The following is a 10,411-nucleotide window of genomic DNA, read 5'->3' as shown; positions in this document are numbered from 1 at the left end:
GGTGGCGGGACCGAAGGCACTGGCAGCGTTGGACACGGAGAACGCGTAGTTGAAGGGCGTGCCCACAGCCAAGCTGCCAGGGTTGGCCTTGGTGACACTGAGGTTCACCACGCTCACAAAATGAATTTGTGCGGCGCTTGGCGAATACGCGTTTGCTCCCACGGTGAACGTGCCACCCAGGGTTCCTGCAGGAATGCTGGTGGCGATGCTGTAGGTACCACTTGCTGTACTGGTGGCAGTGATCGAGCAAATGCCCAGAGTTGCGCCACTTGTTCCAGTGGTGCAAGTGGCTGACGCGCCTGCCGCACCACCGTTCAGCTTCACGCCGGCAGCACCGGCAAAGGTGACGACCTCGCCGCCCTTGGGGTTGCCACCGGCATCGCGCACATACGCTTCCACCACATCGGTTGCCGTGCCATTTGCCGCCGCGTTGTCGCTCACGACACGCAGGCCCGAATTGCTTGCCGAGGCATTGCCGGCGACAAAGGCCATCGATTGCGGGCTGTTGCCGATGGCAGTTGCACCCACCGTGGTGGCGGCCGAGTAAGTCGATGCGGTCACGCTGGTGAACGACACCGAGCAGGTCGCCGCCGCACCAGCAGTCGTGCAGATGGCGGTGGCAGGCGCCGCTCCGGCGGGCGTCACGCTGAAGTTCACGGCAACGCCGGTGACCGGATTGCCGAACGCATCCTTGGTGACCACGGAAACGACGTCCTGGCCGCCGCCGGCTGCCTGGTTGTTCACATCGACCGACATGGTCGAATTGGCGGGATCGACGGCACCTGCCGTAAAGACATAGGCAGCCGTCGCACCGTACGTATTGCCACCGGCGCTGATGCCGCTGCCGCTCAATGCGCCGCTCGCGATGCTTGCGCCGGAAGTGTAGGAACCCGCGACGGTTGTCCTGGCGGTGACCTGGCAAGTACCGGCCGCATTGGTGGTGCAGGTACCGCTGAAGGTGATGTTTGCGGTGGGAGAGAACGTGACAACGCTTCCGGCCACCGGATTGCCGTTGACATCTCCCACAAACGCTTCAAGCACATCTGTCGCCGAGCCATTGGCCGTGGCCGGACTGCTGACGGTACGCACCCCCGACTTGGCGGGGTCGGCGGCATTGGCCGTGAAGTTGATCACGGCCGGACTGCCGTTTGCCACGCTCTGGGTGGTGGTGCCGTTGTTGTCCGTGGCTGTGAAGCTCGCCGCACCCGCCACGGTGGATGTCACCGTGATGGAGCAGCGCGCTGGATTCGCATTGGCCGCAATCGTGCAGGAAGTTGCCGACGGCGTGCCGGCGCCGGTATGGACAAAGCCGATGGTGTGGGCGACCGTATCGACGGTTGCATTGCCATTGGCGTCCTGCAGTGCAACGGTCACCGTGCCGGTACTCGTACCGTCGGCCATCACCGAGAGCGGCGTGGCACTGAGCAGATTGCCACTGGCTGTATTACTGGGCGGCCCGGCAATGAAGTTGACCGATACCGGACTGCCATTGCTCACGGCCGTTCCGTTGTCCGTTGCCGTGAAGCTTGCGGTGCCGACCGTGGCCGATTTCACCGTCACGGAGCAGGTGGCCGGATTGGCGTTGGCCGCGATCGTGCACGTGGGTGCGGCCGGCGTGGTCGTGCCCACGCCCGTTTTGGTGAAGACAATCGTGTGCGCCACCGTATCCGTGGCGGGATTGCCATTGGCATCGCGCAGGGCCACGCTGATCGAGCTCGTGGCAGTGTTGTCTGCGACAACGCTGAGCGGACTGGCACTGATCAGGTTTCCATTCGCGCCATTGCTGGGCGGGCCGGCCGTGTAGTTCACCACAGCCGTAGCCGTGGCGGCCGAGCCATTGATGGTGAAACCAAAGGTGCCACTGCCGACTGCGGTAGGTGCCGTGATGGTTGCCGTGTACACCCCTGCGCTGCACGACCCCGCGCCGACCGCAGGCGAGCCCTGTGTTCCGCTGTTCAGCGTGAAGGCCACCGTATTGGCACAGGTTGCAATCGAATTGCCTGACGCATCCTTGAGCTGCGCCGTCAATGTGCTGGTTGCGGTGCCATTGGCAATGATCGAGGTCGGACTCGCAACGATGGTCGAGGCGCTGGTACTTGGCGGACCCGCCGTGTAGCTCACTGAAGCCGTAGCAACTGCGGCAGAGCCGTTGATGGTGAATCCGAAGATCCCGCTGCCGACCACCGTGGGCGATGTGACGGTGCCCGTATAGATGCCTGCGGTACACGAGGCCGCGCCCACACTCGGCGTTCCCTGCGTTCCGCCGTTCAGGGTGAATGCCACCGTGTTCGTGCAGGTGTTGATCGGATTGCTGCTGGCATCGACCAGTTGCACGCGCAGCACGCTGGTGGAGCTGCCGTTGGCCACGATCGATGTCGGTGTGGCGACTATCGTCGATGCACTCGTGCTCGGCGTTGCGGCCACATAGGAGACCGTTGCGGTGGCAACAGCCGCAGACCCGTTGATGGTGAACCCGAAGGTTCCGCTGCCGACCAGCACCGGCGATGTCACCGTCCCCGTGTACATGCCGGCACTGCAGCCCGTGACGCTGACGGCAGGAACGCCTTGCGTCCCCGCATTGAGGGTGAAGGCCACCGTATCGGTACAGGTGGTGACAAGGTTGCCTAAAGCATCCTTCAACTGCACGGCCAAGGTGCTGGTGGAGACGCCGTTGGCCGCAATCGATGGCGGACTCGCGGCGATTTCAGAACCGGTCGTGCTGGCCGGCAGCCCGGTGAAGCTGTAAGCAACCGGCGAAGGCTGATAAGTCACTGCGCCAGATACCGGGCTTCCACCCAAGGGAAGATTGGAGAACGTGGCACCAGCGACTGACGACGACAAGGTCACGGGTGTGGTGAATGTTCCGGCGACACTGCTGCTGGCATTGATGGGAGACGCGCACTTTCCGCTGGAGTCGGTCGTGCAGCTGACTGCGGCGGAGCTGCCATTGAACGTGACACCTGCAGGCGGCGCTGCGAAGGTAACGGTGTCACTGCCCCCCGTCCAGGCATTGCCTTGGCCGTCAACAATGTAGACCTCCAGCAAGTCGCTGCTGCCGACAGGTTGATTGTTGGTCGTCGCCAGAACGCCGGATTTCAGGGCACAGGGAAAACCGGTGACGCTTGCAGCCGTTGAAAGCTGCGAGGTCTGGGCTCCACCGGAATTGCTGTCCGTCACTGTGACCCGCACCTGGCCGCTGAGATACGAAGGAACGGTCAGCGTTCCCGAGGCTCCGGCCATGGTCCCTGAGCCCAGATAGACCTGTGCGTCGTTGGCGCCCGCGCCGGTCGGCGACCAAAAGGCTTCCACCGTATACGGTGCCGGCTCGCTCGCATTGGCATTTGCCGTGATATTGAATGTCCAGGTGCAGGCGGCGGTGTCACTGGCGCCAACGCCAAGGGTCGGGGTCCATCCGGTTTGTCCATTGGCCGTCGTCAGCAAACTGATACCTGAGTTTGCAGCCACAGGCACGGAAAACAGCGTGTTCTGAGAAATCTTGAAGAAATCATGCGTAATGATACGAATGGCACTTCTCGACTGGCTTGTCATCTTGTTGTTGCCAATCAACCCTGGTGCCGTACCCGTCCCACTAATATTCAACCCGTCCCCGCCGCCAGTGAAATTGTTATCGGTCACCGTCACTACCTGCGTCGTGCCTGAGGCTGCCGTATTCACCGTCGGTGCCGACACATGCGTTGGCGATGACCCGGTATAGGCGGCGATAGGCAGCGAGAAGGTATTACCCGTCACGGCCAGACCAATTCCATTGGCCAGGCTGATCGTTCCATCAACCGACACCACGGCCCTGGGCGCATTTCCACCAGTCGGGCTCAGTGCGATATTCGAATTTTTGATCGTCAATCCGTTGACGGTCATGTTCGACATGACCTGGAAAAACTGCTCGAGCTGCATTCCCCCGATAGGGTTGGGCAGATTCGTTACCGTGAAATTATCGACAACGATGTTGGAAACCGTGCCTGCACCGTTGCTTGCGGCAACGGAAATGGCCGAGCCCTTGTTATTGCCGTAATTTCCATTCCATATCGCTGAGTTGATTGTGCTATTGGCAAAGAATACGTTTTGTGCGCCTTGATGAATCTCCGCGTACAGCTCGCAGTTGAACGGCGTCCCCTCTCCCGCAGGGGTTGGCGCCACATTCACCAGACCGACGCGATCAATGATGACATTGTTTGCTGAGGAGCCAACGACGAATACCGCTTCGCCACAGGTCATGTTGGGCGAATTGGTGAGAGTGATATTCTTCCCACCAAGATAAAAGGTTTCCCAGGCGGAGTCCGCCCAGTTCTGGACTTGTATGACTCCCCCGAAATCGATGGTCAATGAGCCCGTGCCGGCTGGCACGGTGCCTTTGATCCAGTACCAGGCGCCACCGGCACCAGTGGTGGTGCCCGTATCGCCGCCGCTGATCATCTGGGTTTGACCACAGGCATTGGTGGCTCCCGTCACGGCGCCGGACTGGGCTCCGCTGACGAATGTATTGGCACAGCGCACGTAAACCGTCTGATTGTCGACATACGGATGGAGGTTTCCCGCCGCATCCTTGGATGTCCCGCTCTGTATGGTTCGTACCGACGTGGTCAGTGTCGGCGCAAAGACGATGGAAACATCGGCACTCGGATCCAGCGTTTGCAGCGTGTAGTTGGCTGCCTGAATGGCCGCTCGCAGCGTGCACGCGCCAGCAAAGGTGCCCCCCAGCGTGCTGACACAGGTGGTTGGTGTCGTTGCATTGGCATTGGGAGCGTCGCTGTTGTCGGTGACCGTGAAGACGATGGTCGCCGCCAGTGCCGTGGATGAGATACCCGCGCATGAAAGCAGCAGCAAAGAGAAAAGGCACTTCGCTGCACGCCACTTGCGAAAAAATGCCGAACCAGGCAGGCGATTGAAAGCATGCATGATATTCCCCGTTTTCTCAAGGAGATATGACAGGAAAATGATTTTCCCAATGGCAATGGCCATCAGTTGTACCCAGCGCATTTGCATCGCCGTACCTCGAATAGTTCTATTTGAATCACGAGCCCACAACTCACCTTGCAGCCGGTGAGTTTGGAAGCAAAATTTTTCGCGCAGATCCTGCGCGTCAATCAAAAAAAGGCGGATTTCCATCAACGCTTGCGCGCTGCTCCACTGCCCGTTGAGCGGACACACCTTCAGTCGGGTTTGCGACGCAAAACATTCCTCCCTCGACAAACCATATTCAACGTGCTTGTATTTTTTCAGTGACGGACCAGTTTCCATGGACCCGCACCTGTGCAACGGTAAGTCGCCTATCAGACATATATACAACCCATGGTTAACCCATGCAGGTCCAATCGACCAGAACATGCACTGACAAACCACTGCACATATCGATAGACTAAATCATGTTTTTTTCTATTTCAATAGTTTTTTTACATGAAACCAGAGACTCGTACCAGCGCTACGAGGGAGGCGCTTGAGCGATCTAGGGAATACCCTGAATCAGCCACACCACATACAAGTAACTGGTGGTATCCCCAATACGACTGGAACTGGCTGCGCAAGCCCCATAGAATCGCCCCTGCAGGAGAGCAGGCGGGCGCCACGGTGCCGAGCCTCACCGAAGGCGCAAACTCCCATACACGCTCAGGTTCCGTACTGCAAACACAACATGCCGTCTGGAGAGCCGCCGCACGCAATGTGCGGCGCACCGAAGGAGCAAGCCCCGTTCCCATGGACGGCGGTGAATCTCTCAGGTACCAAGGACAGGGGGAGCGGCAGCTGCGTCACGACGGACGCCGGCTGCCTGCTATCCAGACCATAGCGGCCAGCTTTCGCGTGACCCGGCACATGCCTTTGAAAGGGCATCGTCATGCGCGTCATCGTTCTCGGAGCCGGCCTGATCGGCACCACGTCGGCCTACTATCTGCAATCCCTCGGTCATGAAGTGACCGTCATCGACCGCCAGGCCGCGCCCGGCGCCGAAACCAGCTTCGCCAACGGCGGGCAGATCTCGGTCAGCCATGCCGAACCCTGGGCCAACCCCGGCGCACCGCTGAAGTTGCTGGGCTGGCTGGGCCGGCAGGACGCCCCCCTGCTGTTCCGCCTGCGCGCCGACATGCGCCAGTGGCTCTGGGGCCTGTCCTTCCTGCGCAACTGCACGCCCGCGCGCACGCGCCACAACATCCAGCAGATCGTTCGCCTGGGCACCTACAGCCGCGAGGCCCTGCAGCAGCTGCGGTCGGACACCGGCATCCAGTACGAGCAGCGCATGCAGGGCATCCTGCACTTCTACACGAACGCCCGCGAGTTCGAGGGCGCGCTCAAGCCCACCGAGCAGATGCAGGCCCTGGGCTGCGACCGCCGCCTGATCGACGCCGACGAAGCCGTGCGCCTGGAGCCGGCCCTGGCCCATGTGCGCGGGCAGATAGCGGGCGCCACCTATACGGCCGAGGATGAATCGGGCGACGCCAACCTCTTCACGCGCGAGCTGGCACGCATTGCCGCCACCACGGGCGTGCAGTTCCGCCACGGCCACCACGTCATGGCGCTGCGTACCACGGGCGCAGGCGCCAGCCGCCATATCGACCATGTGGAGGTGACCAATGCCGATGGCCGCTACGAACGCATCCAGGGCGACGCCTATGTGTTGGCCATGGGCTCGTTCAGCCCGCTGCTGGCCCAGCCGCTGGGGCTGCACCTGCCCATCTACCCGGCCAAGGGCTACTCCGTGACCCTGCCGGTGCTGGACCCCGCCAAGGCCTACCAGGTCAGCCTGACGGACGATGAGTTCAAGCTGGTGTTCTCGCGCTACACGGGCGCGCAGGGCGACCGCCTGCGCATTGCCGGCACGGCCGAGTTCAACGGCTACGACCGCAACCTGGACCCCGTGCGCTGCGAGGCCATCGTGCGGCGCGTGCAGCAGCTGTTCCCCGGCGCCGGCGATACCGGGCGCGCCCAGTTCTGGAGCGGCCTGCGCCCCGCCACGCCCAGCAATGTGCCGCTGATCGGACGCTCGCCCATCGCCAACCTGTTCCTGAACACCGGCCACGGCACGCTGGGCTGGACCCATGCCTGCGGCTCCGGCATGGCGCTGGCCGACCTGGTCAGCGGCAGGCAGCCGGCCGTGGATTTCGATTTTCTGGGAGCCGCAGCCATGGACCCGGATCGCAGCGCAGGCACGGTGCGCCCGCGCGCGGTCTGAGGTGCAGACGGTGTGTACGGCGTGTACGGCGTGTACGACGCCTAGGCAGTGAACACCATCAACACCCCGGCGAAGCGGTGCAGGCGGGCGTCCATGATCTCGGCTTCGGCGACGAAGCCGATCAATGGCACATCGCCCAGTGCGTGGCGCAGGGTGCGCAGTTCGGCATCGGGGCCGCCGAACAGGCCGCCGCCGCGGCCCCGGCAACTGATGTAGATGGCGCCACGGATGCGGGGCTGTGCCTCGCCTTCGGGCGCCGCCTCCTCGGGCTCCGCCGCATCGCGCAGCGCAGCGCCCAGTTGCAGCAGTTCCTGGCGCGCCACCTGGGCCTGGCGGCGGCAAAAGATCACCGAATGCCCGGCCTCCACGGCCGAGGACAGGGCCACGCCCTGGCGCAGCGGGTCCAGGCCAACCAGGGTCAGCACCTGGGCCTCTTCGGTCAGCACGCCGTGGGCCAGGCCCCGGCCCGGCGGCGCAATGGCCGCCAGCGTGGTGCGGACCGTGGTCAGCGCGGGCTGCCAGTCGCTGCCTTCCAGCTCCACGCCCAGCAGCTGCAGCAGGCGCTGCAGGGCCGGGTCGCCATCGAGCCTGGTGACCAGGGCGCCGCGCGCCTCGGTGATCTCCAACCCCTCGCCCAGCGGCACGCAGCCCTGGGCCATGCCCGTGATGCAGGGCACGCCGGCACCGAAGGCCACGCCTGAAAAGCCACCACGAAAAATGCCGCGCGCGTCCGCATGCTGCGCATGCAGATCCTCGGTGCGGCAGGCGATCTGCACACCCTCCACGCCATCTTCTCCGTCATCGCCCACGCCGCCGAACAGCAGGCCGGACTCGGTGCGCTCGGACAGCTCGTACAGCAGCTCGGCCAGCTCGGGCTGGCCGCCTGCGGCATGGACCAGGGCCGAATGGGCCGTGAAGCCGGCCTCGCCGCCAGGCGCATGCAGGGGCGCCAGGCCCGAATACAGGCGGTAGTGGGCGGCCGGTACATCCAGCAGCATCACCGCGAGCGCGGTTCCTGACAGGTACTCATGCGACATGGCCAGAACGCCGCCGGCCGAGCAGCCGGCCCAGTCCGCCACATGGGGCAGGGCCCTGGCCAGATGCTGCAACAGCGGCCGTGCGTGGGCGGCATGCGCATGGGACAGGTACACCAGTCCCAGACGGGGCCGCTGCGCGTGGCCGGGCCCGGCCATCTGCAAGCGCAGCTGCTGCAGCACCGCGTCGGCCGCGGCGCGCCAGTCGGAATGGCTGGCATGGCCTACAGGAAACAACGACATACCAACCTTCTTTCTAGCCCCGCCAGCACCCGGCTTGCGGGTGGCTGGGGCCTTGCGCATCCATGGGTCCGGCCCGATCGGTCAACGCGCCGGCCGGCTCTTGGCTGCCGGCTTGCTGGCGGCCGGCGCCTTGGCTCCAGCCTTTGCAGCGGTTTTCCTGGCAGCCGCTTTGGAGGGAGCCTTGGCAGCGGTCCTGGGGGCTTCGGCCTGCGCCGCCGGCTTTGCGGACGGCGCCTTGGCAGGGGAGACCGCCGCCGCCTTGCCCGCCTGCGCAGCAAAGGCGCTGGCCTGTGCCGCCATGCGGTCCATGGTGGCCTTGGCCAGGTCACCGGCCATGCCGGTGGCGCGCTGGGCGGCCGCCACGGCCTCCGGGGCCATGGGCTCGGCCATGGCCTTGGCGGCGATCTGCTGGAATTGCTGGGTCAACGCGCCCCACCACTGCATGGCCTGGCCCATGGCGGCGGCCTGGGCGGACTCGTCCTTGGGCGCCGCAGTCTCCGCGGCTGCGGGTCTGTCGGCGGCCTTGGCCGCCTCGGGGGCTGCAGGCGGCGCGGCAGCGGCCTGTGCGGGCTCGGGCTGCGGCTTTTCCTTCTTGCTCGCCCGGCTGGCGGCCGAGGACATGGGCCAGTCCGAAAGGTCGCCCTGCCCCGCGCTGGCGGCGCCCTTGGCCGCGGCGGTGGCTGCGGCGGTTGCGGCTGCAGGGAACTGGAAGGCCTGCGCCAGCTCGCCCATGCTGACGTTCATGCCCTGCAAGGTGGACAGCGTCATGCGCTGCACTTCCAGGGCCTGGATGGTGGCGGACAGCGCCTTGCCGTTCTGGTCGAGCCAGAACTGCACGGCCTTGAGTTCGGTGATGCGCTTGTCCACCTCTTCGATGCTCACCGTGGGCGCCACCCATTCGGGCAGGCGCCCCAGGGGCCGGGCGGTGGCCGATCCTGCACTCTGGGCCAGGCCCTGCAGGAAGTCGAAACCGGGGATGAACTTGCCGAAACCGAAGGAGGACGCATCACTCATGGCAGCACTCGCTAGGACTGGGTTGGAAGAACATGCCGGTGAAGCACACCGGCCATGCGCTCAGCTTAACCCAGGCACACGCCAAGTCCATCGCAAGTCATGCACGGCCCGCTGCGCACAAACCCGGTGGATGACAAAAAGCTCAGTGGGAGTGGCCGGCATGTCCGCCGTGTCCGCCATGCGCGCCGCCCTGCGCAGCCGATGCCGCACCTGCGCCGGGCGCCATGGCGCGCACGGGGACCTGCAGGCTCAGGCGCGAGGTCTCGCCCTTGGCGTCCTTGAACACCAGGGTGATGGGTACCTGACTGTCCTTGAGCAGCGGGCTCTTGAGCTGCTGCAGCATGACGTGGTAGCCGCCGGGCTTCAGGTCCACGGCCACGCCCTTGGGCAGGTCCAGGCCGTCGATGGCGCGCATGCGCATCACATCGCCTTCCATCTTCATTTCATGCACCTCGGCCACGCCGGCAGCGGGCGACTCCACGCCCACCAGGCGCAGCGGCTCCTCGGCCGTCAGGCGCATGAAGGCGCCCGTGGCCTGCTGGCCCGGCACGCTGGCACGCGCCCAGGCGGCGTCGGCCTTGACATGGGCCGCATCGGCATGGGCATGGGCCAGGCCCATGGACAGGGAGGCGGCGATCAGGAAAGGGGTGGTCCATTGACGCAGTGTCATCACGGTTTCTCCAGAAATTTCAATGCATTGCGGCACGGTCTTCGTGCCTTGCAAAAAGGGTTGGCCAAGCGAAGGAAGCGGGAGTGAATCCGGGAGTCACCGGGGCGGTGCGCGGGCCTGGGGCAGGGCCGGCATGGCCACGCTGTGGACGGAGGCCGGGTGCGCCCGTGGCTGCGCATCTGCCACCAGCGGTGCCGGGGCCGCACTGCACCGGGCGGGCGGCGGCGCCAGCGGGGGCAGGCACAGCGGGCAGTCGATGCCGTGACGCGG

The 10,411-nt window shown here is 64.6% G+C and carries 5 protein-coding genes and 1 riboswitch; of the genes, 1 reads left to right on the top strand and 4 read right to left on the bottom strand.

Going from position 1 to position 10,411, the window contains the following annotated elements; genetic code table 11:
* The coding region (locus L995_RS17955; protein WP_231574461.1) for a beta strand repeat-containing protein at positions 1-5,256 on the bottom strand (5,256 nt) is incomplete at its 3' end.
* 388 nt (positions 5,257-5,644) lie between these two features.
* A riboswitch (glycine riboswitch) is annotated at positions 5,645-5,755 on the top strand.
* Between the two features lie 93 nt (positions 5,756-5,848).
* On the opposite strand from L995_RS17955, the gene L995_RS17950 reads away from it, so the two are divergent.
* Positions 5,849-7,180, top strand: a complete 1,332-nt coding sequence (locus tag L995_RS17950) for a D-amino acid dehydrogenase (RefSeq protein ID WP_047472849.1) — start codon at positions 5,849-5,851, stop codon at positions 7,178-7,180.
* Between the two features lie 41 nt (positions 7,181-7,221).
* Here the strand turns inward: L995_RS17950 and L995_RS17945 are convergent, their stop codons facing one another.
* The 3 genes from L995_RS17945 to L995_RS17935 all read right to left on the bottom strand — a co-directional run bounded on the left by L995_RS17945 (position 7,222) and on the right by L995_RS17935 (position 10,141).
* Positions 7,222-8,457, bottom strand: a complete 1,236-nt coding sequence (locus L995_RS17945) for an FIST signal transduction protein (protein ID WP_047472848.1) — start codon at positions 8,455-8,457, stop codon at positions 7,222-7,224.
* A gap of 81 nt (positions 8,458-8,538) precedes the next feature.
* The gene (locus L995_RS17940; protein WP_047472847.1) at positions 8,539-9,471 is read right to left on the bottom strand and encodes a PhaM family polyhydroxyalkanoate granule multifunctional regulatory protein; all 933 of its coding nucleotides are present in this window, start codon (positions 9,469-9,471) and stop codon (positions 8,539-8,541) included.
* 142 nt (positions 9,472-9,613) lie between these two features.
* The gene (locus tag L995_RS17935) at positions 9,614-10,141 is read right to left on the bottom strand and encodes a copper chaperone PCu(A)C (RefSeq protein WP_016450406.1); all 528 of its coding nucleotides are present in this window, start codon (positions 10,139-10,141) and stop codon (positions 9,614-9,616) included.
* Positions 10,142-10,411: the final 270 nt, after the last annotated feature.

It is taken from the genome of Delftia sp. ZNC0008 (genome assembly GCF_000799035.1).
Taxonomy (GTDB): Bacteria; Pseudomonadota; Gammaproteobacteria; order Burkholderiales; family Burkholderiaceae_C; genus Comamonas; species Comamonas tsuruhatensis.
The sequence above is the reverse complement of the archived record's forward strand: the minus strand, read 5'-3'. Positions and strand labels throughout refer to the sequence as shown.